21 protein-coding genes and 1 pseudogene are annotated in these 22,619 nt (G+C 55.0%); 6 read left to right on the plus strand and 16 right to left on the minus strand.

Annotated elements, in window-relative coordinates; all coding sequences use genetic code 11:
- The first annotated feature begins 170 nt into the window (after positions 1-170).
- Entirely contained in the window at positions 171-758 is a 588-nt protein-coding gene (locus ACTJJN_RS10135) for a hypothetical protein (RefSeq protein WP_010951442.1), read from the plus strand.
- Positions 759-815: 57 nt separating this feature from the next.
- On the opposite strand, the gene ACTJJN_RS10140 is transcribed toward ACTJJN_RS10135, so the two are convergent.
- Entirely contained in the window at positions 816-2,234 is a 1,419-nt protein-coding gene (locus ACTJJN_RS10140) for a heavy metal sensor histidine kinase (RefSeq protein ID WP_011953107.1), read from the minus strand.
- Positions 2,231-2,905 (minus strand): heavy metal response regulator transcription factor, encoded by a 675-nt coding sequence (locus ACTJJN_RS10145; RefSeq protein WP_003253457.1) that lies wholly within the window; start codon positions 2,903-2,905, stop codon positions 2,231-2,233. Before ACTJJN_RS10145 ends, ACTJJN_RS10140 begins: the two co-directional genes overlap by 4 nt.
- A 689-nt stretch (positions 2,906-3,594) precedes the next feature.
- On the opposite strand from ACTJJN_RS10145, the gene ACTJJN_RS10150 reads away from it, so the two are divergent.
- Complete coding sequence (locus ACTJJN_RS10150; protein WP_011953106.1) at positions 3,595-3,921, plus strand: DUF2790 domain-containing protein; 327 nt, start codon at positions 3,595-3,597, stop codon at positions 3,919-3,921.
- Between the two features lie 32 nt (positions 3,922-3,953).
- Here ACTJJN_RS10150 and ACTJJN_RS10155 read toward each other — a convergent pair whose 3' ends face one another.
- From ACTJJN_RS10155 to ACTJJN_RS10165, 3 genes are all read right to left on the minus strand, one after another.
- Positions 3,954-4,304, minus strand: a complete 351-nt coding sequence (locus ACTJJN_RS10155) for a DUF3147 family protein (RefSeq protein ID WP_011953105.1) — start codon at positions 4,302-4,304, stop codon at positions 3,954-3,956.
- 157 nt (positions 4,305-4,461) lie between these two features.
- Complete coding sequence (locus ACTJJN_RS10160) at positions 4,462-5,367, minus strand: cation diffusion facilitator family transporter (RefSeq protein WP_010951438.1); 906 nt, start codon at positions 5,365-5,367, stop codon at positions 4,462-4,464.
- Positions 5,368-5,421: 54 nt separating this feature from the next.
- Positions 5,422-5,760 carry a zinc ribbon domain-containing protein gene (locus ACTJJN_RS10165; RefSeq protein ID WP_071890582.1) on the minus strand — a complete coding sequence of 113 codons (339 nt, stop codon included), beginning with the start codon at positions 5,758-5,760 and terminating at the stop codon, positions 5,422-5,424.
- 490 nt (positions 5,761-6,250) lie between these two features.
- On the opposite strand from ACTJJN_RS10165, the gene ACTJJN_RS10170 reads away from it, so the two are divergent.
- Positions 6,251-7,948, plus strand: a complete 1,698-nt coding sequence (locus ACTJJN_RS10170) for a phosphoethanolamine transferase (protein WP_003298414.1) — start codon at positions 6,251-6,253, stop codon at positions 7,946-7,948.
- A gap of 394 nt (positions 7,949-8,342) precedes the next feature.
- Here ACTJJN_RS10170 and ACTJJN_RS10175 read toward each other — a convergent pair whose 3' ends face one another.
- The 6 genes from ACTJJN_RS10175 to ACTJJN_RS10200 all read right to left on the minus strand — a co-directional run bounded on the left by ACTJJN_RS10175 (position 8,343) and on the right by ACTJJN_RS10200 (position 12,622).
- On the minus strand, positions 8,343-8,549 hold the full coding sequence (locus tag ACTJJN_RS10175) for a hypothetical protein (protein WP_011953104.1): 207 nt from the start codon (positions 8,547-8,549) through the stop codon (positions 8,343-8,345).
- A 14-nt stretch (positions 8,550-8,563) separates the two neighbouring features.
- On the minus strand, positions 8,564-8,788 hold the full coding sequence (locus ACTJJN_RS10180) for a hypothetical protein (protein ID WP_011953103.1): 225 nt from the start codon (positions 8,786-8,788) through the stop codon (positions 8,564-8,566).
- A gap of 205 nt (positions 8,789-8,993) precedes the next feature.
- Positions 8,994-9,917: a hypothetical protein gene (locus ACTJJN_RS10185; protein ID WP_011953102.1), complete on the minus strand. Its 924-nt coding sequence runs from the start codon at positions 9,915-9,917 to the stop codon at positions 8,994-8,996.
- 310 nt (positions 9,918-10,227) lie between these two features.
- Positions 10,228-11,097 (minus strand): hypothetical protein, encoded by an 870-nt coding sequence (locus tag ACTJJN_RS10190; RefSeq protein WP_023049366.1) that lies wholly within the window; start codon positions 11,095-11,097, stop codon positions 10,228-10,230.
- 2 nt (positions 11,098-11,099) lie between these two features.
- Complete coding sequence (locus tag ACTJJN_RS10195) at positions 11,100-11,783, minus strand: transcriptional regulator (RefSeq protein ID WP_440781220.1); 684 nt, start codon at positions 11,781-11,783, stop codon at positions 11,100-11,102.
- A complete protein-coding gene (locus tag ACTJJN_RS10200; RefSeq protein WP_010951432.1) occupies positions 11,780-12,622 on the minus strand; it encodes a TIGR04255 family protein in 843 nt (280 codons plus the stop codon). Before ACTJJN_RS10200 ends, ACTJJN_RS10195 begins: the two co-directional genes overlap by 4 nt.
- A gap of 692 nt (positions 12,623-13,314) precedes the next feature.
- Here ACTJJN_RS10200 and ACTJJN_RS10205 point away from each other — a divergent pair.
- Positions 13,315-14,658: an AAA family ATPase gene (locus ACTJJN_RS10205; RefSeq protein ID WP_135198621.1), complete on the plus strand. Its 1,344-nt coding sequence runs from the start codon at positions 13,315-13,317 to the stop codon at positions 14,656-14,658.
- 22 nt (positions 14,659-14,680) lie between these two features.
- On the opposite strand, the gene ACTJJN_RS10210 is transcribed toward ACTJJN_RS10205, so the two are convergent.
- Complete coding sequence (locus ACTJJN_RS10210; protein WP_012312015.1) at positions 14,681-14,989, minus strand: hypothetical protein; 309 nt, start codon at positions 14,987-14,989, stop codon at positions 14,681-14,683.
- Between the two features lie 411 nt (positions 14,990-15,400).
- Positions 15,401-16,057, minus strand: a complete 657-nt coding sequence (locus tag ACTJJN_RS10215; protein ID WP_012312014.1) for a hypothetical protein — start codon at positions 16,055-16,057, stop codon at positions 15,401-15,403.
- A 206-nt stretch (positions 16,058-16,263) separates the two neighbouring features.
- On the opposite strand from ACTJJN_RS10215, the gene ACTJJN_RS10220 reads away from it, so the two are divergent.
- On the plus strand, positions 16,264-17,052 hold the full coding sequence (locus ACTJJN_RS10220) for an SIR2 family NAD-dependent protein deacylase (RefSeq protein WP_012312013.1): 789 nt from the start codon (positions 16,264-16,266) through the stop codon (positions 17,050-17,052).
- A 317-nt stretch (positions 17,053-17,369) separates the two neighbouring features.
- Here ACTJJN_RS10220 and ACTJJN_RS10225 read toward each other — a convergent pair whose 3' ends face one another.
- The 3 genes and pseudogenes from ACTJJN_RS10225 to ACTJJN_RS10235 all read right to left on the minus strand — a co-directional run.
- Positions 17,370-17,675, minus strand: coding sequence for an STAS-like domain-containing protein (locus ACTJJN_RS10225; RefSeq protein ID WP_080516231.1), 306 nt, complete (start codon positions 17,673-17,675; stop codon positions 17,370-17,372).
- Between the two features lie 123 nt (positions 17,676-17,798).
- Positions 17,799-18,818: an ATP-binding protein gene (locus ACTJJN_RS10230; RefSeq protein ID WP_015268415.1), complete on the minus strand. Its 1,020-nt coding sequence runs from the start codon at positions 18,816-18,818 to the stop codon at positions 17,799-17,801.
- A gap of 423 nt (positions 18,819-19,241) precedes the next feature.
- Positions 19,242-19,577, minus strand: a pseudogene (locus ACTJJN_RS10235) (helix-turn-helix transcriptional regulator); the annotation flags it as partial.
- A gap of 249 nt (positions 19,578-19,826) precedes the next feature.
- Here ACTJJN_RS10235 and ACTJJN_RS10240 point away from each other — a divergent pair.
- On the plus strand, positions 19,827-22,343 hold the full coding sequence (locus ACTJJN_RS10240; RefSeq protein WP_440781221.1) for a heavy metal translocating P-type ATPase: 2,517 nt from the start codon (positions 19,827-19,829) through the stop codon (positions 22,341-22,343).
- Positions 22,344-22,619 lie beyond the last annotated feature (276 nt).

The following is a 22,619-nucleotide window of genomic DNA, read 5'->3' on the forward strand; positions in this document are numbered from 1 at the left end:
ACAATTCCGTAATTTTGGCTGCAGATAGGATGCGTTAAATCTTCAAATCTGGAAGGATCATGTCTATCTCGGCACTGTCGAGGGCGACTTCGAATTTTCTCTTAAATTACAATTTTGATATCTAGCGCGTTAATTCAGCGCGGCGTTGTTGGCCGCCCTAGGAGATAGCCATGAATGACATAGAGCCCTGGGCAGTTGCTATCGGTGACTTTCGCCGCTGCACTGAAAAACTCACTGTCCAGCTCGATGAGCTGACCTCGCAGACGCGCACCTCCAGCGCTGTTCTGGAGAGGTCGAACGAACTGGTGGAGCAGGTGGACGCTGTCGGCCGGCAGATTCAGGAGGAGGTGCGAAAGGCGGAGAAGGCTTGGTCGAACGCGGAGGAGGTTGCCTTGCGCGCCGCTGCATCAGCGTATTCAGCTGCATGCCGCGGAGTCGACACCGCCATCCAGCCACTGATCTCGGAGCTTACAGCAGCGACAAAGGCGGCGGACGCCTCTATCCAGGAGCTCAAGCGGGCACCGGTGCTGGCCAAGCGTTATGTGATGGTGGTCGCCACGGCGTTCTTCATTCTGGCGCTGATCTGTGTCTACTCGACCATGCGCCTGATCGATGCCGCCGGCAGCGTAAGTGCTCAAGAGAAAGTGAATGCTCAGTACTTCTCACACCTGTGGAAAAACGCCAATCCTGACGAACAGAAGATTATTAAGTCGGTGATTCTGCGGTCGCCCATGGACCCTGTGGTCCTTCGGCACTGATGCATTGAGGCAAACAAAAGGCCCGTCGATTGACGGGCCTAATCGTGTCTGCGCAATTTAAGCGGCGGTCATTGCCGGCTGCATTTGCTGGGCTTCCGGAAAGTGAAGGTGGAACCAGGTGAAGTTTTCTTCGGTCACCTCCACGCTCGCCGATCCCTGGTGCAGACTCATGATCGACTGCACAATGGCCAAGCCAAGACCGGTACCGCCTTCGCTCCGTGCTCGGCTCTTGTCCACACGGTAGAACCGCTCAAACAAGTGCGCGTGGTGTTCCTTGGCAATACCACGGCCGGGGTTGCCGACACTCAACGTCGTACCGCTCGCACTATGCTGCACCTTAACGTAGACCGTGCGGCCGCGAGGGCAGTAACGGATCGCGTTCGAGACCAGATTCGAGACGGCACGTTGAACCATCAGGCGATTCCCGCGCACCACGTCATCACTGCCGGAGATCTGCAGCTGAATCTCGCCTTCTTCTGCTGAAATGCTGAAGAGCTCGCACACTCGCTGAACCTCGTCGACCAAGGAGACGGATTCGAACTCCACCATTGATGCTGGATGACTGACCTGGGCCAAGAACAGCATGTCGGAAACCATGCGGCTCATGCGGTCCAGCTCTTCTGTGCACGACTCCAGAACCTCCCGGTACTCGGAAAGCGATCGTTCTCTGGTCAAGGCAACCTGGGCCTTGCCCATCAGGTTGGAAAGCGGTGCTCGAAGTTCGTGAGCAAGGTCGTCAGAAAACTGCGAGAGCTGCTGAACCCCATCATCCAGGCGAGCCAGCATGATGTTGATGCCGTCGGCGAGCATTTTGAGTTCTGCCGGCATCCCATCAGTTGGAAGGCGATGGTCGAGGCTCTCGGTTGAGATTTTCGAGGCGATCTTGAGGAACTTGGTCAGTGGTAGCAGGCCTCTGCGCACAGTCCACCAGCCAATGGCCAAGATCAGTGCGAGGATGACGGGGGACATCATCAAGGCCCAGGTCAGCAACGCATCGAGCAGCGCCTCACTGGATGACTGGTCCATGGTCATATAGACGCTGACCTCTGTTCCATCGCCCAAACGCATGATTCGAGAAGCACTCAGCAGAGGACGGTCCTGCGTATCACGCCATTCGTGCTCTTTGGGCTGGGCCGCCGGCTGAAACTTGTGCACCTCCAGATTGACCTGTTTCGAGCCAATCGAGAGCAGGGGAGTCTGATTCTGTGAGGTATCGAATATGCTCACATACAGGTTGTTGTGGCCCATGACCAAATCGACAAGCTGATGCGCATCCGCGTTGACGCCGGAGATGTCCGGGATGGTGGACAGGTTGTGAGCCATCCCCGCCATCTTTACTTCCAGGTCTGCTCTGGCATTTCTTTCCAGAGCCTTGCCTACCATCAGATAGCCAAAGGTGGCGAACAGAAGCAGCAACGCTGCGCTCATCAACCCAACTTTTAACCCCAGCTTTGCAGCCAGGCTGAATGGCCTCATGCGCGTTCCTCAAAAACGTACCCAACGCCACGAAGCGTGTGAATGAGCTTGGTTTCAAACGGGTCATCGATCTTCGAGCGCAAGCGCCGGATGGCTACATCGATGACATTGGTGTCGCAATCGAAATTCATATCCCAGACCAACGAGATGATCTGAGAGCGAGTCAGCGCTTCGCCCGTTCGGCTCATGAGCAGGTGCAGAAGCGCAAATTCCTTGGTGGTGAGATCGATGCGTGTGCCACCGCGGAAGACGCGATGGCGGACGGAGTCGAGTTCCAGATCGGCAATTTTCAGCGAGCTCTTCTCGACTAACTCATCACCACGGCGTTGCAGCGAACGGATGCGAGCAAGCAGCTCAGGGAATTCGAATGGCTTCACAAGGTAGTCATCCGCGCCGCCGTCCAAGCCCTTGAGCTTGTCATTGATGCGTCCGCGGGCGGTCAGCATGATGATGCGGACCCGGCTGGTCTTACGGATGGTTTCCAGCAGGTCCCAGCCGTCGATACCCGGGAGGTTCACGTCCAGGAGGACCAACGAATAGACATTAGTGTTGAACAAGTGCAGAGCATCTACACCGTTGTGCACGATATCTACGACATACCCGCTTTCGGATAGGCCCTGCTGAAGATATTCGGCAGTTTTAATTTCGTCTTCCACAACTAGAACGCGCATAACTTATCTCAAGGTGTGAGGAAGGAGTTGGCCTAATCCGCCAAGATTATGGTTGCAGGCTGTTCGAAAGTTTGGCTGAGGGTATGGCATGTGGTAGTCGCTACCTCTGTCCATACGCCGGGTCACCTGAGGACGCTTGAATCTTAACGCGAAGAAGCTGGCCGCGGCGAAATCCTACAAATTTGTAATGTAGCCGCAAGATTTCTGACAGTCATGCAGGCTCCACCCCTAAGCATAGCGGATTCTGGGGCCTGCGGCGGTGTATGACAGATTCGCCTGGCAGGTGGAATCGGCCAGGACAGGCAGCATTTCGGTCGTTAGCTTGCAAGGACTGGTACTGGCCTTGGATCGAGGGCGCCACGCAGGCAGACCCCATGCACGGCCGCAAACCGCAGCGCCTTTCTGCAAATTAGTTCACGTGGCGGCTCGATATTCTCTCGAATAATTATCTTACAATCTATTACATGTCCAAATTGTAATTGCCCGATCATCTTGGTGTTAGCCTCCTTTGCTAGTTTAAGGGCAGCGGAAGAGGCATCGCTGCTTTGGAAATTGTCTCATTTCAAAGCAGCTTGGCAAGAGCACCGAGCAGTTGTTCGCGCCAGTGCATTCACCTGTAAACCATACGCTCCTTTGGTAGGTGAATTTTAGCGCCCCCCTACGGGCGCTTTTTTATTAAGGGACTTCTTATGAACACTACTGTATCAGCGATCGCCGTGTTTTTGCTCTTTACATCACTAACAGCCAATGCCCAAAGCGGTATGGAGATCAATAAACGCATCGAGCGTACTGCTAGAGAGGCTACAGCGGATTATGCTCAACGCGTAAAAAAGCCCATGCCTCAACTAGAAGACTACGCCTATGGCATGGACCTGGACGTTGGTAAGTTGGTGTATGTATCACCCAGTGTGCGGTACTGCGGTAATGTAAGAAGCATGATGACCTACGAAGACTCGAAAGGCGAACTGCACATGGTTCGCTACCTGGTGAAGGGCGAGTGTGTTAATAGCCGTTAAGACTCATCAAGATGATCCCTGCGGCCACCGGATCATAGAAGCTCAATGCCGAACCGGCGCAGCAGTATGGCGAAGCCTCCGAAGCTGGCCATTGTGATGAGGATGCTGCTGATCAGTGTCGGCCAAAAGCCGAGCTTAGGTAGCAGCAATGGAAAAGCAATAAACATCGGTAGGGTCGGAAGCACGTACCAGAACGTGTACCAAGCATGGTTGGAGATCTTCTCCATGCTCTGGTTCTCTAAATAGAGCCAGACCAACGTCACGACCGTGACCAAGGGTAGGGCGGCGACCAAGCCGCCCAGCTTGTCGCTGCGTTTCGCCAGCTCTGACACGAGAATCACTATACCGGCAGTGAGTAGGTACTTCGTGATGATCCAGGCCATCGCTGAGCCTTCTGGAGGTTGTTGACGAGGGCAGGCGAAGCCATTCACCAACCCCCTTGAAGCGCTCCTGCCGTTTACGGCATCCCTCACCGCATTTTTTTTGCAACATCACCCTCAGCCAGGAGGGTGATGTGTTTGCATGGTGTTTACCGATCGGTCAGTGCGAGGGTGAGGGAACGCTCTCGTGGAAAGCTGCCCGCTCGATCTGGATGGTGCAGTGATGGATTTCGAATGCATCGCTGACAGCATCCACGACGGCCGCCAACACAGCATCCCCATCTGCAGAATCCCGAACCACTACGTGCGACGTCATCACGTTACTGCCACTGCTGACAGCCCACACGTGCAAGTCATGAACGTCCGTCACGCCATCTACTCCGAGGATGGTGGCCTCGATTGCCGTAACGTCGAGCCCCCTCGGGACACCCTCCATGAGGATCCCCAGGCTTTCGCGAAGCAACTGCCACGTCCGCGGCAGAACCCAAAGGCCGATCGCCACAGCGACAATCGTGTCGACCCAGGTCCAGCCGGTGAAGCGGATGATAAGTGCCGCGATGATTACGCCAAGCGAGCCGAGCATGTCGCTCCAAACTTCGAGGTAGGCTCCTTTGACGTTGAGGCTTTCGTTGCTCGCAGATGCCAGAAGGCGCATCGAAATTAGGTTGATGATCAGGCCGGCGATTGCGATCCACATCATCGCTCCGGTAGCGATCTCCGCCGGCATGAAGAAGCGCTGGTAGGCCTCATACAAGATGTACATCGCCACCAGGAAGAGCAGCACGGCGTTGAACGTCGAAGCCAGAATTTCCAGGCGCGCATAGCCGAAGGTTCTTTTCTGATCCGCCGGCCGCTTGGCTATCTGAAGTGCAATCAGTGAGATCGCCAAGGCGGCAGTATCTGTGAACATGTGAGATGCGTCCGACAGCAGCGCCAGGCTGCCGGTAATCCACGCACCGATCACTTCTGCAATCATGAAGCTGCCAGTCAAGCCGAGCGCCATGATTAGCTTCTTCTGATGCCCCTCGCGTACTGCAGCGCTGCCATGGTCATGATTTGAACCCACGTATTTCTCCTTGCGCAGGGTTGTGGTCTCGTTGGCCTTCCTGTCTACCTAGCCTTAGAGCGTCGCTTGGCCACAGTGACTGCAAAATCTTGCTCCTGCACTCAGCAGCGAGCCGCAGGCGGTGCAACCACTCGATAGCGGTGTTCCGCAGTTTAGACAAAAGCGTGCTGACGGATCGTTGGCCGTCCGGCACTGCCTGCAGCCCTGCAGATCTTTGATGGGGGCAGGAGTGGGAGGGCGCCCGCCGTCATACACCTGATTACCGCCGTCGCAGCCCTGCTGCCGGCCATGGCGATCATATTGCTCGGCCCCATGTCCCCCGCTGTGGTGCTTGCCTCCACCGTGGTTTCCACGGCCATGGTGCCCGCCCAGGATGTTTTTGAAAAAGCTCATGGTATTCGCCCCTCATTGATGGGTGACATATTAACGAGCAAAAGTTGAAAATAATATTCTGCTCGCGAGAAAGACTTGTAAGTTGAATTGAAAGTTCAAAATTAGCCTACGACAAAACGAAACCGTTTTGTTTGTGAAATTAAATTTATCTAGCTGAGCGGAGCATTGCTTTTGGTGGGTAGTATCCCCCTAATTTTGATCATAGCGTGATCAATGACAATCAAAACAGCAGTAATTGGATTTCTGTCAGCATTGTAATCCCGAGGTCATCGTGTCGTTATCAGGTCCCGGAAATAATGCGCTCAGCGAGATTCATTTCTCTTTTTATCCCTATGCCTCACACATACTAAGCGTCCCCAACGCCTAGGGGCCTAAGGCCTCTGACGCTCCGCACATTGCGCAATCGCTCAGCATCTGTCGACGGTTTGCCTTGTAGCTCCCGCTAACTCCATAGCTACCGCCATGGATAAGCAGCTTCCAGAGTTTGATAATGACACCTTCCAAATCCATTGTTCACACCCTGTTAAGCAAATGGATCTTTGCTATTCGCAATGCGCGGCAGAAAGGCATCAGTACTAATTTGCTAATCGGCCTGGTGACTTTTTGGTTACTGCTATTCGCGAACGCTGAGCTCTGGAACGTGCTCTGGAAGCTGGTATTCAAAACCGATGAAGTGAACTGGCAGCTAGCGGCTAGCCTCCCAGTCATAGTATTCGCATGGGTGTTTACCGTTCTGAGCTTGCTGTCATGGGGGCGGCTGGCCAAACCCATACTGTGCCTGGTACTGATCAGCGCGTCTTTTGCGAGTTACTTCATGAATGCCTACGGCATCGTGATCGATTACACAATGTTCACCAACGTTGTGGAGACCGACGTCGCTGAGGCAACCGAGCTGCTGAATTGGAAGCTCGGTCTTTGGGTCGCAATGGTTGGGGTGTTGCCCGTCTACCTGATTGCCCGGGTTCCCCTCCGGCGCAAGCCTTGGGCCAAAGCTTTGGTCAGCAGGTTCATTGCTCTGTCGCTCGCTCTGTTGACCTTATCTGGCATCGCGTTGAGTCAGTACCAGTCGTATGCCTCCTTGCTGCGCAACAATCGGGAGATCCGGCTGATTCTGGTACCTACCAACTTGTTTGCGGCTGGCCATGGGTACCTGAAGCGTCAGCTGGCCTCACCTAAAACGCTGACGGCCATTGGTACTGATGCGGTAGTTAATCGACAGGGTGCGGCTCGTAAACCCAGGCTGCTGGTACTGGCAGTAGGAGAGACCGCTCGCTCCGCCAACTTCTCCCTCAACGGCTACTCCCGTGAAACGAATCCGGAACTAGAAAAGCGAAATGTCATTAGCTTCACGAACGTGAGCTCCTGCGGTACCGCTACCGCGGTCTCGCTGCCATGCATGTTCCTGGACGTGGGTAAGGCCCAGTACAAAGATGGCTTGGCCAAGAGCCGAGAAGGGCTGCTCGACGTGCTTCAACGCGCTGGCATCAGTGTCATGTGGACTGACAACAACTCGGGGTGCAAAGGGGTCTGCGACAGGGTTCCCAACCACAAGGCTGCCTCTCACGCGGATTCCCAACTGTGCACCAGCGAGGAGTGTAAGGACGGGGTGCTGCTCACGGAGATGCAAGACTTCATCAAGCGCCAGGAAGGCGATGCTGTCCTGGTGCTCCACTACAAAGGCAGTCACGGCCCGGCCTACTACAAGCGCTACCCCTCGCAATTCAAGAAATTCGCACCGGTGTGCGAGACCAACGAGCTCGACAAATGTAAGCAGGAGGAGGTGGTCAATGCCTACGACAACTCAATCCTCTACACCGATTATGTGACTGCAAATCTCATCGATATCCTGGCGGCCAACACCAAGTTCGACACTGCGCTGATGTACGTTTCGGACCACGGCGAATCGCTGGGGGAGGGTGGGCTCTATCTACACGGGCTGCCTTACGCGATGGCTCCTGACGAGCAAACAAAGGTGCCGTTGGTACTTTGGATGTCTGACTCGCTCGCGAAGAGCGAAAAGGTCAACGTGGGTTGTTTGAAAGCTCAAACCACGTCACCGCTGAGCCACGACAACCTGTTCCACACCGTGCTCGGCATGATGAACGTCCAGACGTCTTCGTATCGCTCAGCGCTGGATTTCACTGCCCCTTGTAAGCCCTTTGTCGGAGGCTCTTATTCTGGCCTCTGAATGTTCGATGTGGACCGGATCATCGGCCAGGCGGTTCTGCACCAGCCTGCTTTGACAGCTGAGAGAAGCTGGACTAATTACATAGCTGCATTCAACAACCCAAGCGGAAAAGGAAGTTTTGCATGAGCATCAAGCCAGGCCCAAAGCGCACCAATGAAGATAGCACTCCGGACAAAAGGCAGCGAGTCACCCCTGAAAAGCAGAAGGACCATCCGGACCTGAAACCCCACAAGCACAAAAAGGGGGAGTAAGAAAAAAGCAGCTCTCGGGAGCTGCTTTTTTTTTGGGGCTGTGTGCAAACCCTCCCGACCGTCTCGCTGATCAATCGGACCGCGTCGTGAGTCTTCCGCTTGGCTTGATGGATTCTGAAGCTACCTCCGGATCGGTTATCCCTTCAGTGCGGACGACGAGACTGATATCCCAGAGCGTTGAGCTGATACTCGCTGACAGCCCGAAATTGTGATTCTGCGATTTGACGCAGGCGCTCAACCTCTTCGGCAGATGAGCCAGAAGCCTGCGCCTCGTGGTATTGCTTCATCGCATCCACTGCGTCGGTATACATGGGGTGGTCGGGGAGAAGAGCTGGTATCTTTTTCGTCATGTAGCGGCAGGTCCTCACTGGATAGTCGACGGTGGTTTACCTGCTTTGAGGAGCTGAAAATCAATGACCGCCTGATAGAGCGAATCTGCCAATAGGTGAAGACGCTGTACCTCAAGGTCTGGCAATCCAGCAGCCTCCGCTTCGTGGGCCTGTCGGATAGCTTCAAGCGCTTGCCTCATCAGTGGCTCACCAGCCTCGACCATTCCAATGAATGTGCGCTTCACAACATTTTGCTCCATTCAGCTGAAGATGAATTATAGGACACCGCGGCGTGGCAAGGCCCCGAGCAGCACAGGTGTTCGACGTCCGGCTGAACGAACCAATGAGGAGCGCGCTGGCCTGGGGAGTGGCCAGGGCGCGTGTCATAGCTACGTTGTAAACCACTTTTTTCACTGTAAACCACTGTGGTTTACAGTGAAAAAAAGTGGTTTACAGCAGGCCTCCTCAGGCCTGAGTCAGCTCCAGCAGATCGCCCAGTTCCTCCCGGGCCATCTTCACTCTATCCATTCTGCGATAAGGATGATCAACCGGCATCCGGATAAGAGATTCGAACCAAGCCGAATCGAATTTGATGACTTCCTTGTGAATGTGCTCAAGCTCACCTCCGCGAGGCTGTGACACTACAAACTCCATGCTTTCAACCAAGCCAGACGCTTCACTGTCTTTGACGATTCGATGGCGGATGAAACTCATTTTGAGATCAAAATATGCCGCCTTCGAACCAGGCACCTTCTTCGATTCCAGCCGACCAGTGCTGCTGATTTCCGCCCCCGGCACCTCAGCGGCAATAGCTTTCACCAGCTCAGCATTTCCACTGACCTTCTGGCCAAACAGGCGGGTGGCGTCCGACATGTAAGCAAAGATCCATGGCACATTGCGAAGCGTCGCGCCGGTATAGAGGTAGCCACGCTCTCCCTTGTAACGCTGCAGCATGCCTCTCAACGCGTTCTCGGAAAGGACCAGTTGGGTCTCTTTCTCCAGGATGTAAACCACGCGATCGAACTGTTCGATCAATAGCTTGAGAATCTTCCGCGGGACGCCGTCAAACCTGGTTTTTCGTTCTGTTTTCTTATGCTGGCGAGGCTTGAAGTACGGGCAATCGTTACGGGCCTCACTATCAAATGGAGCGATGCCGCGAATGCTCTTAGTAGCATGTTTCCCGAATGGGTTCTTCACGTTAGGCGGTAGCTCATACAGCCCAACCAGCTGGACAGGGTTGTCGCATGCCGGGCATACAGCAAACTGAGCTAGCTTGCCCGCACTTCCAGGCTGGTACCACGGATCTCTGCGGAAGGTCTCGGCCTCGAAACCTTCCTTGTCGATGATCTTGCTTTCTGTGTCTTCGATGCGGAGCTTATAGACATCCATCTTTGCTGAAACCGTATCAATAGAGGGTTTCTGGATGGTAACGAGCGAGGATAGGCAGCAGTAGGCCTAACTGACCCTTTTGGTGGTCACCCACTGGTTTGAGGCCAGCCCAAAGCATGCCTGATCGACCTGGGCGGGCCCTAGAAACAACTAACCCCCTGATGCGCAGTACAGGTCTGGGACCTGCCCGAGGCGTGGGGGCTATTCTTGGAGCGACAGTGACACCGGCTCCGGAGAAAATCAATTGGTTTGTAGAGCAGCCGGTCAGCTAAGGTCAAACCCAGATCCTAAAGGGGAGGCCGATAGCAGCTCAGTCAGCATCATCGGCACCTTCTTCATCTTCATCGGTATCCCCAACACTGAGCCAGTCGTGAAGGTTGTACCGCACGAAGTCTTCCGCATCGAGCATGGTAAAGTCTTGTAGCACCGTGACGTCTGCTCCACCGAAGTACAGCCCATCGTTGAGATTTCTGGCCACCCCGAGCACTTCATTCAGCTGGTCGTGCAGCTCATTTGCGCGCCTGGCGTGCTCTCGTTTGGTCAAAAACCGGAACACCACCTCGTAGGGCTCAGCCGGGTCGCGAATCTCGCCCTTGGGGTTGAAGGAAACCCAAGCACTAGCGAAAAATTGGTTGTTCTGATGGAGGAAATCGTCGACAAGCACGGCGATGCCCTTCATGCCGTCGTCACCTTGGTCTGCCTTCAGGCGGTTGACCAACTCGTCCGGCATCGCAATACGGTTGTAATGGTGGGACATCCAGTATGAGAAATACTGACCGTTTTCTTCGCTCAGCGTGATTACCGGATTTCGGTGGAGCGTCGGAAGCACGGCTCTCTTGGTCCACACACGCTTGTGAATCTTGAGCTCCATAACCTGCTTTTCCGCGTGCTGCAGGTGCAGCGTACGTGGATTGAGGGCGTGCAGCTGCTTATCGAAGGCCTTTTTCTTTACCTTAACGGCAATCCACTCTATCCACGGCGCATCACAAAGGTTGCGTGCATGCACCGTGCAGGAATGGGAGGCCAACATCCAATAAGCTGGAGCCGCCCCCTCGAATTGGGCTTTCAGGACCTCCTCGGATATGTGTTCAATCAAGGCGTCACCTGAGACGGTATCTCCTTGCAGCCAACCAGCAGCGCTAATGGCACTTACGATCTCTTGCTCAGGTGTATCAGCCATAATCAAACCAAATTCGAACCGCCCGATTTTTCTAACCTGGCGATGGTTTTGAGGTCCCTATCACGTAGCTGCTGCGCCTTGCCAGCCAACTCCGCAATCATTCCGTACACACCTTTAGCGCCATTTCGATTCCACGCTTCATCCGAAAGCGCATCCTGAATCAGGCGGCCATCGGCGGTTGGATAGAAAAGCACCCGATGCAGATACTGCGCTTCTTCGGCGTTAACTTGGCGCAACGCCTCAGTTAAAGCCGCAAGCCTCTCGGGAAAACCCGTGGCGGTTTTTCCAGTCCGCCAATTGTACACGGTCTGACGAGACACGTTGAAGATCTGCGCGATGGAGCTATCTGACAACTTGAAGTCGCTCCTAAGCTCCTCGATTAAGGCCGGCGCTACGTCTTCGGTAACATTGGCATCCTGGCTGGTGTCCACCTCGGTCCAGGCACCAGCATGCACGCCATGAAAGCTCATGCCTGCTGAGCCGATAAGTTGTGGATAGGGCAGGGAGCCAGTCCCAGGAGCGACTACTACCGAAACGGCCAGCATCGCTGTGAAAGCAATCGCCAATACAGGGTTTGCTGTCGTGCTACCTACACGCGGAGCAATTTCAGGGTTTTCCCAAGTAGAAGATCTGCTTACAGCAGCCCCGGTAGGATCAATCCATTGCCCATTCATTGCTGTAGTCATTTCGCCTTCCCCCAAACCTCAAAGGCATGATCTTTCGCGACTGTCCTAAAAGCAAAGTTAGCAGTCTTATGCAAACCGTCGAGTCTCGTGCAGATCTCCTCGGTTCCCAGTCGTTCGGCTAACTGCAGCGGCCAATGCGCATCCGTATCGAGAAGAGCACCATTTTCGCTAACAGGCACAAATGCACCTTGCAGAGGAGCACCATGCTTGGATGAATTCCTCGATTGCTTAGCAATTTCGAAAACCATGGCCGGCTCGACCAAATCTTCCGGTATCCACATACCAGTCTGCCGCCAGCATCTGATGTGCAGATACTCCGGATCTAGATGGTAAGTGGTAGTAGAGATTCCAAGCTGCTCCTTGGGGACTTTCCCATGCGCCGCTAGCTCATCGCATTTAAGCGGGAGCATGGCTTCCGGAAGGTAGTCGGCTAGGGTCTCACCTTCAGCTGGTTCAATTTTATCGACGTACCGCATCCCGATAGCGGTGATATCCAATGCACCTGCTTGCCCTACCAGCGCCTCAATGCACTCACGGAAAAGCGCTAAGTGGTTATCAAAATGAAGATAATTTGTGCTTTGCAGGATCATGTGATCCATGGCCAGCACGCACGCGTAGTCAGCATCCCGATTAAGGAACGCCCAAGAATTCGGTTCTCCGCTGTGCATCACTCCAGGCGGCACGCCCTTGACCATCTGGAAGAAGCCCGGGAGGCTCTGACGGATCGTGTGCTGAATGTCTGGGATCAGCTTTGGCAGCTTAAGAATCGGGGCAAATCTGATTACGCTCAACGCATAGATAAGCGGCGCCCTTGCTAAGACCCCTTCGCGTTCTGACATGTTAACTCCTCCACCGCTCCCCAACGAGGGACCGGATTCTACATCATTTGACAAATCCTTTGACAAGAACTGTATAGCAGGGCCTTTCGATTTGACAAGCGGTCCCCGTGAGGGATGGAGTGCAGAAAACGCCTCCATCAGGAGCTTACTCGTCATTCCAGAAAAGCCTCTACAGACACCATCGCTAAGCCTCTGAGGAAGCACGAATTTTTAATCAGAGCTCTTCCTAGCAGTGAGAAGAAACTCAACGAATCGTCACCAGATAGCTCAATCCAGGGGAACGCTTGCTCTGATGGGGTGGTTCAGAAACGTGCTGTCTGGTCCAGATTTCTCATCTACGAAGAGCACGAAGAGCTCTTGGATCCAGAGTTTGAGGCCGTGATTGGCTGAATGGAGAGGTCGGAAAGAGGAGGGGTTTTATACCAGTTAGACTTCATGCGGCCATCGCGTAGTCCGAAAAGCACCGTCGATATTTCCTTGCGTGATCTTCAAGCTATTGATCAGGTACGTCGAGGAGCTGCTGCTGATCTCAGAGACGAGCGGCCTGCGCATGAGCAGCATTTCGAAGACAGATTCAAACAGAATACAGGCGAGGAATGGGATGCTGGCGAGAGGAAATTTGGGCGGCCCTCGAAAGGTGGTGCTGCCCAGCGCGACACGGACGATTTCAATCGATTCAGGGGCGCTAAAAAATGAACAGAATCATTGAAGCTCGGTTCGACGGTTATATGGACATTGAATCCATCCGTAGTCGAGTGACTGTTCGACCAGATCCGATAAAGGATTTGGAGGCGTTTCCTCCCTTGCTCGGTGCTGAGCTACTCGCTGAGCGGCTCAAAGAGATGTACCTCCCCAACCAGTTCTCGCTTACCTTTATTCAAGAAATGATCGGTTTGGCATATCTGCACAACCTCAAAAATTTCAGGAGTGAAGCAGAGTACGCAGGAAGGATCTTTAACCCGCCCGACGTGGAAGCTTCACCGATTTGCCTTACCGGCCTAGCTGGGGTCGGAAAAAGCCAGACGATTGCTGCTCTTCGAAGAGCGATGCCCCCACCGGTAGAACTGACTTGTGACTTGTTCGAGGGCAGCATAGAGCTTGCATCGATGTGGTATGCGAGCGCCCGCGGCAAAGCGAGTGGTAAACAACTCCTACTAGACTTCGTTCATGGAAGTGGTCATGAGGGGCGGGGTGGTAACCTGGCAAAACTGCTTGTGGAGTGTCGCCGTCGCGCCAACCGGGACGGGGTTTTAACAGTTGTCCTGGATGAGACGCAGCACATCAACACCGGCATGGGCGCGTCCAAAGTGACCGACATACTGTTGACGATGGTAGCCATCGGAGTGCCGACGATTTTTGTGTCCAACTATAGCCTCGGGCACAAGCTGTTTCGTCGCAACAGTGAGGACAAGCAGAGGCTGCTTTCCCAACCCAGGATAATGCTGCCCGAGGATCCAAGGAGCCAGGATTGGGCAGAATACGTAGGCGAGTGTATGAGGGTCAGTGGCGGCCGTATCCGTTCAGGTAAGGATGAATTTGCGGCTGAGCTTTACCGTTCCACTTTTGGTCTCAAACGGCTTGTCGTGCAACTGCTAAAGCTTGCCTACATCGAATGCCGAGTCGCTGGCAGAAACCGGATTGAAATCGACGACCTCCACAAGGCTTACCGATCGAGCGCGTATACCACCAGCTCGAAAGAGGTCGAAGAACTGCAGTTGTTGGCCATTAGCAAAGGCAATCAAGGCGGGCATTTGGACCTGCGCTGTCCATTTGACTTACCTGTTGAATACAAGTCGAACGTGGTGAGTTTTAACAGGACAGACCGTGATCAGCGTGTACAGACAAGGGTCTTCGATTCGTCGGCTACCGAGACTGAGCGCACCCTACTGAGGCAGATCACCCAACCGGATGAGAACGCTCCGGTCAAAGCGCCTCGTCGTAAACCGCTTCCAAAGGCGACCGACGAAGACCTAGCACTAGCCTTCCATCGATACGTGGACTCACAGTCCCCGTCCTCACCTAAAAAGCCGAAGTAGCATGGCTGGTTTGGCTTTCAAATCAATGACCATCACGGAAGAAGTCATCCCTGGAAGCGAGGCCGAAGTCATCCTCGGGCTGCTGCGGATCACCTTCAAACATGTTGGCTGTGCGCCGCTCTTGCTTGAGGTAAGCGATGGTTTGGAAGAAGCAAGGTTCACATAGGTGTACCTCATAGCGCTCTCCGTCATGCAGTGCACCAAAGCCCCAGTGCGCCTGGAGCACCCCATACTGCAGGCTGCCGTTTTCCAAACGTGTGGAGGAGCCGCATACGTCGCAGCTCACGTCGACCACCGCTTCTGTTTCTACACGACCAGTGATTTTCATCATGAAGCCTCTGCCAACGTTGGGACAAATGATTACGCCAGAGTTGGGCCTTGGAGAGCATCAATATGCGCCGTATCGGTATTCCTGCGGCGAGAGTCGGCCGCCTGGGCCGAATAGCAAGTGGGAGGTATAACGCTCCAGAAAAGCTATGGCTTCCTTCTGAACGCATCCCTCGTAGTAGGCTCGCCGGGCTAGCGGAACTGGGCCCGATTTTTCAGGCACAGCTTCACCAACTCTGATAACAAATAACCGCGAACGTCATATCGAGCATCAACCGCCTTGATCACCGTCGAATAGCAATCATGGAAGACGGGTCGCCAGTTACGATCGTTGCGGGGAGCTGGTTGACTGCTCATCTTTGATCCCCTGAGACACTATCCATCGGGCGCGTCACGGTATGCAATCTGAAGCCGTTCATCTAATCACACGTCTTCCTCTTGGCTTTTTCTTTGCCGCAGCTAGCACCCATTCTGGGGCGGATGACAGCAAGGCTTTGGGGGCGATACCGCCCAGAGACGAATTTTCTGATTGGAACCAAGCCGCCATAGACCACTCGTCCATGCGAGTCGAGAGAACGGACAATACGTCGCAAAGGCTGCTGATCGGTTGATAGCCGTTGCTACCGTCCAAAGCATAAGCGGGGAAGAAGTCGACCTTCCCAGGTCGAAGCGAGAAGATCTGACCATCAGCCAGTAGCTGGTCGGGGTCAACTCCACCCCCTGGGGTGGAGGTAGATGCGAGCTGAAGCCATTGCTTGCCTGATATCCAGTCTCCGCTTTGGAAGACCCTGGAGCGGATGAGCCCGGCTGAAACGCCACTCTTCAGGATGGATTGAGGCACCGACTCTGCGGGGAGAAAGCAGTCGATGATGAGATCTAGCGCTTCCTGGGGGTATTCATCCAGCCGCCACTCGAATAGATCGTTGTACATCTGCAGGCCACCAAGGTAAGCATCGATCGTCCGGTCTGAATTGGCTTCAATCGACAGGGTAGCAACCAAAGCGACCTTGCTTTTATTCAGGGCGGTTGAAGGCTCATGTCGGGTCTGGATGTGAGCAAAGGGAGTGGTCATATGCACCTCCCGCGATGGGGCTAGAGATAGCTGTAGGTCGGGTAGCTGAAATCCATTGGAGGTTTACTAGAGCGGTAGCAGCAGTATGCGGCACCCTGCGCTCTACGCTTGGTTTTCCGATCAAACGCGAGTGCTTTAGCTGGGATGTGCGGCCGTTACCGTGTTTACTGCAAGGGAGTCCCCGCTGCGGGGCTGAGGTGTGTCCAATGAGCAATTTGCAAAGAGCTGCTGAGGCTTTGCGCAGGTCCAAGAGGGTCGTTTTTTTCACGGGTGCTGGCATCTCTGCTGACAGCGGAATTCCGACCTTCCGCGACAAGCTGACAGGCCTCTGGGCGAAGCATGACCCTCAGCGTCTCGAAACAGCGGACGCCTTTCGCAAAAATCCAGCTCTCGTCTGGAGCTGGTATCTTTGGCGCCGGCAGCAGGTTGGCCAGGCCAAACCTAACTTGGCTCATCTATCTATTCCACGGATAGCTGATGCTGGCTGGAACGTATCTGTCGTTACCCAGAATATTGATGATCTGCATGAACGAGCCGGCTCCAGTTCGGTGATACACCTTCATGGCCGCTTGATGGACGTGAAATGCTTCGGATGCCACCGGCCAGCAGAGTTATCACCAGATCAACTGGCGGTTCCCCCGGCGGGACAGATGATCGAGCCTCCGCGGTGCACTCGATGCAACGGGAGGTTGCGCCCTGGGGTGGTCTGGTTCAGAGAGAATCTTCCAGAGGATGCGTGGCGTTCAGCAGTAAGGCTTGTGGAAGCCTGTGACTTGCTGATTTCGGTGGGTACATCTGGCGTAGTCATGCCGGCAGCCGGTATTCCAGATATGGCTCTGGCGGCCGGGGCAACCGTGATCCATGTGAACCTTGACGACGTGGGGATGGACGGGGCGGAAGAGATAATGCTCGTTGGGCCTGCAGGGGTGGTATTACCCGCTTTGCTTCAAGCCGCAGGAGTTGCAGGTCCGTTGCAGCTTGATGGTTTTACTTAAGGAGCCAAGCCAGCTCTCCAATCCGCAGATGCTGTGCACATTTTTTTGCACATATCTCACGCCACGATACCCCAGTAGATTCAGGCTTTTCGCAGCCTTTGCATAGGTGAGTCGCGATGGATTTCTACACATCTCAATGAGGAAACCTAAGCTCCGTTTTCCACGTATTCCTCCGCTACAGAACGCTTTTCTGCGGTGTGTCCCCTGACATTCGCTTTTCAGGGCGAGCTATGGGGGCCACTCAAGACGGCTATCTTTTGCCTGGCACCAATGAAAAGGCCCTCAATATTGAGGGCCTTAAATTCAATGCGGATCCGTCACGCGGGCATTTTTTGCAGCTGTCGAACTCGATCATGGACCACAAATTTAATGATTCCTTTGACATCGTTGGTGCAGTTTTCAAAGGCAAGGCGCGATACCACCTGGCGACCCTCCTTCAGAATCAGCGCCCCGATCAACTCGTCGACGAAGGACTGAGTGACATCGTTCCCAGCGAAATCTATGACAACGCTCTCACCACTGCTGAGCGAGCGTTCGATTTCGGTACGGTAGGGGATCGCTGAAGCTCGCATTCCGTACGTTCGGATAGAACTATCCCTACTTAATCGAATTTGAGTTTGCATGTCGTAACCCCTTGTATTGCATAATCCTTTTTTGCAGCCCGAGAGTTTCAGTTGACGCTGAATCTCCCATTTACCGCTCCTTGCATGATCGACTCTAGCCCTCGAGCTATCAAAAAGCCAGAGCTAGCGGAAATTCAGATCTAGGTCGAGATCGTCGTCAACCTGTCCTGCATCGTCCTTCGGCAGCAAGTCACTGATCGAAATGGTGGGCAGCAGCTCACGGGTACAGCTAAACGCGATCGATACACCATTCCACAGCGCATCATGCAGCTCCTGAGACTGCCGACGCTTTGTGTCATGTATGCCATTGCCGCTCACGATGATCAAACCACCGCCCGCCGCGTCTGCAATTTTTGCGGTAGTTGTTAACCCGATACCTTGGTTCTCGCTACCCAGGATCTGGGCCATCGCACCCCGGTTGCAGCTCACTCGCGGTTTGAGTGCCGCCTCGATCGCGTGCAAATGCGTGCGGTCATGAAGCTCAGGGTGATTCCTCAGTGTCGCGAGAAACCCACACCCATTATCGACGATGGCCATGCGTACAAGGTTCAATTTTGGATAAAACTGACAGGTCAGCCAAACGGCGGCGTCACCACGTCCCTCTCTGCGGGCGTGAGTAAGCGAGTTTTCCAATAGCTCCTTGAGCGAATACTCCAGAGGGCCCCGGTAGGAGTCAAACTCATTCCGTCCCGTGTGCTCGTCGACTGGGGCATCCGGGTCCGATTGAGTCAACCTTCCCGTAATAGCTCTAGCGAGGCGAGAGGCTGCAGCCTCTGCTTGATGGTGTTCGCTGATTTTGGTGATTTCCACCAACGAGGTGCTTCGGTCGTTTCGACGTCCTACCCCCGATAGATCTACACCCTCTACATCAATGTCCTTGAAAAAATCCATCCTGGCCAGGTAGGAGGTCAGGTCTCTGCTCAAAAACTGCATCGAAACTCGCTTCTGGACCAACTGGTTTTCAAACAACGCTCGCAGCGTGGCCATCCCTAACGGATCGATATACGAGAGGTTGCTAGCGTCTAAAACGATGTCACCAGGGCAGTTAATGATTTCTGCGCACACAGAAAACAGGTCATGGGGCGATCTTGAGCCAAGCCCCCAAGGAAGAACGATCGCGTTTTCAATATCGATGGCCTGCATGCAATTCCCTGGCAACGGAGCTAACCCTTTCGGATAGATATAGGGCTCGATAGTAGCCCATTGCCTGCCGGGTAAGCACTCACCTATTTTTTGACGAGTAGTGCCGGCATAGAATTGGCGCGCGGCAGTAGCGGCCTGTGGATGGTGGATCGCGCTCGCCTTGGGCTCAACACGCACGAAGAAAACACGGCCAACGCCCTGCCACGGGTCAGCCATTCAAGCAAAGATGGCCAGATCAAAGCCTTGTGCGAGAGCACTGGAGCAGGTTTGTGAGTCCGCCGAGCAGTTTCATCTCCGACGTCTGCTGTGGGCAAAGGCAAAGCTGGAAGGGGAACAGCGAAGAGTGACCCGATCAGCGCTGTACCGCACCGCATGTATCAGGTCTGGGGCTTGAGCTGTTAGATCGCATAAGGCTACCTTGGCCGGCAACTGGAGAACGAACTGCACCTCGTCTTCCAATGCGTTGGCGTGGAAGTAACTGAGGAAGTACTCGCTTTGACGGAACTGGTCAGAAGCGATCTCCTCCAGGCGTTACAGCCCACTGGGCAGGCCTTCCTGACAGGCCTGGTAGAAGGGGTCGAGCAAGTATAGGCCGTCCAGGCAGGAAAGCATGGACGGCGTTCCCCACCGGGAGCCGGCGTCGTACTCCTCCAGCGGCTTGGGCACTCCCTCGCCGGGGTACAAGGCAGCCAGCGCATTGTCGAAGGGCAACCACTGGTGCAGCAGCAGGATCAGCAACCTCCAGAAATGATCTATGCCATGACGCTACACCACAACAATAATCGACACGCTTACAGGAGCATTGATTGGCGTCACAGCTGTTCAAGGAGATGTTGTCTAGGCTGGACAATACGGCAGCGGCCGATATTTCCCACCCAGCTTGGGAGTTGATCATGACGGAGCCCATCGCCGTGGTACAGATCTGGCAATACCTTTTTGGCGGACTAAAGGCGGTATTGCACTGATCATGCTGGCCATATTTGGCCTGTTTTATGTGGCTCGTGCACTATGGCCACCTGTCACAGGCACTACAGTTATTTAATTTTGTTGCTCTGTCCGCTGACGCAACTCTTCGGGCACAACCATGGCGGGTATTCTCACCAGAAGGGTGAAAACTCGTCCAAACCGGACAACAAAGGGAACTACTTCATGCACACCGAATCGTGCCAGCATGACCATGACCATGACCACTCGCACCCGCATGAGCAACCGGATGGTAGTCAGCGCGATTTGGTATGCGGTATGACGGTGCCACCGGATAGTCGCTACTTCGAGCTATACGAGGGAAGGACATACCGCTTCTGCAGTGAAAAGTGCCTGACGAAATTCCGCGCAGCGCCTGTGCATTATCTTAGCCCTCCCCAGGACCAAGAACACGCGGGCCATCTCCACTCGGCTGCCCCGCAGCCAAGCAACGCGGCGGACGCCGAATACACTTGCCCGATGCATCCCCAAATCCGCCAGCGTGGGCCGGGCAGTTGCCCAATCTGTGGCATGGCCCTAGAGCCGGTAATACCGGAGCTTGAGGAAGACGAGAACCCGGAACTCAAGGACTTCTCCCGCCGCTTCTGGTGGACCTTGCCCCTGACGGTCATCGTGACCGTGTTGGCCATGACTGCCCACCAACTCCAATTGCTGCATGGTGCCACACAGAATTGGGTGGAGTTGATTCTGGCCACTCCCGTGACACTATGGGCTGGCTGGCCGTTTTTCGTGCGTGGGGTCGCATCGATTCGTAATCGCAGCCCGAATATGTGGACCCTGATAGGTTTGGGAACGGCTGCGGCGTACCTATACAGCGTTGCGGCCACAGTGTTCCCGCAGGTTTTCCCGACGACTTTCATGCAGGATGGCCGCATCGGTGTCTACTTCGAAGCGGCTGCAGTCATCATCTCATTAACGTTGCTCGGCCAAATGCTCGAGCTCAAGGCGCGCTCACAAACCTCCGCCGCCATCAAGTCGCTCCTGGGTCTTGCCCCCAAGACGGCCCGTCGCATCGGGGCCGATGGTCAGGAGGAAGATATTCCGCTCACCCACGTGCATACGGGCGACCACCTGCGCGTTCGCCCTGGCGAGAAGGTGCCGGTCGACGGGGTGGTCCTGGAAGGCGAAAGTGCTATCGATGAATCCATGCTGACAGGCGAGCCCGTGCCAGTGATGAAGAAAGCTGGGGATGCACTCATCGGTGCCACGCTGAATACCCACGGCAGCCTTGTGATGGCGGCGCAGAAGGTCGGCGCCGAGACAGTGCTCTCGCAAATCGTGCAGATGGTCGCGCGGGCTCAGCGCTCGAAAGCCCCGATGCAGCGGATGGCGGACACCGTGGCCGGCTATTTCGTCATGGGGGTGATTCTGGTCGCGCTGGTCACGCTCTTCGGCTGGGGGCTTTTCGGACCGGAGCCTGGCTGGGTCTTCGGCCTGATCAATGCGGTCGCGGTCCTGATCATTGCCTGCCCCTGCGCGCTCGGCCTAGCCACTCCCATGTCGATCATGGTCGCTACCGGGAAGGCTGCCAGCAGTGGCGTGCTCTTCCGAGACGCCAGTGCTATCGAGAACCTCTGCAAGATCGACACGCTGATCGTCGACAAGACCGGGACCCTCACCGAGGGCCGGCCAGTGTTTCATAGCGTGGTCGGTACCGGGCAGTTCATGCCACCCGAAGTCTTGCGCCTTGCCGCCAGCCTGGACCAAGGCAGCGAGCATCCGCTGGCACATGCGATTGTCGATCATGCGCGAGCGCATGGACACAGCTTGTCCAAGCCAGAGGCGTTTGAGTCGGGCTCTGGGATCGGTGTACGTGGCCAGGTGAACGGCAAACGGCTGCAGCTTGGCAACACGACCTTGATGGAAGAGGCTGGCCTCGACACCAGTCCGTTGCGAGACCGCGCCGAGCAGCTGCGTCTGGAAGGCATGAGTATCATGTACTTGGCCGTCGATGGCGTGCTCGCTGGCCTGCTAGCGGTGTCCGATCCGGTCAAACCCACCTCCAAGGAGGCGGTAACCCGGCTACAGGCAGAAGATGTGAAGGTCATCATGGCCACCGGCGACGGCCTGACTACGGCACGTGCGGTCGCGAAACAACTCGGCATCGAGGAAGTCCACGGAGAAGTGAAACCCGAGGACAAGGAGCAACTGGTGGCGCTCCTGCAGGGCGATAAGCGCCGGGTTGCCATGGCAGGAGATGGGATCAACGATGCCCCTGCGCTGGCCCGGGCTGATGTCGGGATCGCCATGGGAACTGGCACCGATGTTGCCATGAACAGCTCCCAGTTGACGCTGGTCAAGGGCGACCTGATGGGCATCCTGCGGGCCAGAACACTATCCGTGGCCACGGTGAAGAACATGCGTCAAAACTTGGGCTTCGCATTCTTCTACAACGCTATGGGCATACCGCTGGCGGCAGGTTTGTTCTACCCGCTTACCGGCCATCTATTGTCACCGATGATTGCGGCATTGGCCATGAGCGTAAGTTCGGCTTCCGTGGTATTCAACGCACTGCGGCTGAAGCGCGTAGTCACAGACTGAAATGGGCACACCGCAACCTATGAGAGGAAGTTCCGCCATCAGCGTTTCAACGCCTGATCCATATGACTGACTGTCTAGGGCTTTGGCCTTAGCGGGTATGTCCGCGAGTTCGGCGCCAATCTGGTCCTGATGGAGGACATCGGGCAACTGCGACGTCCGCCATCTTCTGCCAAGATCGTAAGGGACAATTGTGATGCAGCAGGGGCCGCCGCCAGAGGAGTTGGACAAGATTTCAGGGCGAAGATAAATCCTTTGACCGGGCCTTGACCTTGTCAT

The sequence above is a fragment of the Pseudomonas sp. 22515 genome (assembly GCF_052044625.1).
In the GTDB taxonomy this organism is placed as follows: Bacteria; Pseudomonadota; Gammaproteobacteria; order Pseudomonadales; family Pseudomonadaceae; genus Aquipseudomonas; species Aquipseudomonas alloputida.